Source organism: Rhodococcus spongiicola, from assembly GCF_004011835.1.
In the GTDB taxonomy this organism is placed as follows: domain Bacteria; phylum Actinomycetota; class Actinomycetes; order Mycobacteriales; family Mycobacteriaceae; genus Prescottella; species Prescottella spongiicola.
The window spans coordinates 1-298 of the sequence record NZ_RKLN01000023.1 but is presented as its reverse complement, the minus strand read 5'-3'; the positions used below and the strand labels follow the sequence as shown (position 1 = coordinate 298).

Sequence of the window (298 nt, the reverse complement as noted above, 5' to 3'; positions counted from 1 at the left end):
GCCGCATGCACCACCATGAACGCCGTCGCGCCCTGCGCCTTCGCCAACGCCTCGACCCGGCCGGTCAACCCCTCCTCGAGCGTGAACCCGAACGAGGCACCCGCATGCGAGGCCACCACCGGACGCGGCCGATCAGCCGGCAGATCCAACTGCTCCGGCAACCCCGCCAACGCCTGCTTCCAGTACTCGACCTGCCGCGCGATCACCGACTCCGGATCGTCCTCCGAACCCAGCACCTCCCGCTGCCACAACGCATAATCCGCATACTGCACCGCAAGCGGCGCCCACCCCGGAACCA

1 protein-coding gene is annotated in these 298 nt (G+C 69.1%); it reads right to left on the bottom strand.

Features of this window, described 5'->3' with window-relative positions:
- Positions 1-298 (bottom strand): condensation domain-containing protein (locus EF834_RS18080; protein ID WP_164874183.1); only part of this gene is annotated, 298 nt, incomplete at both ends.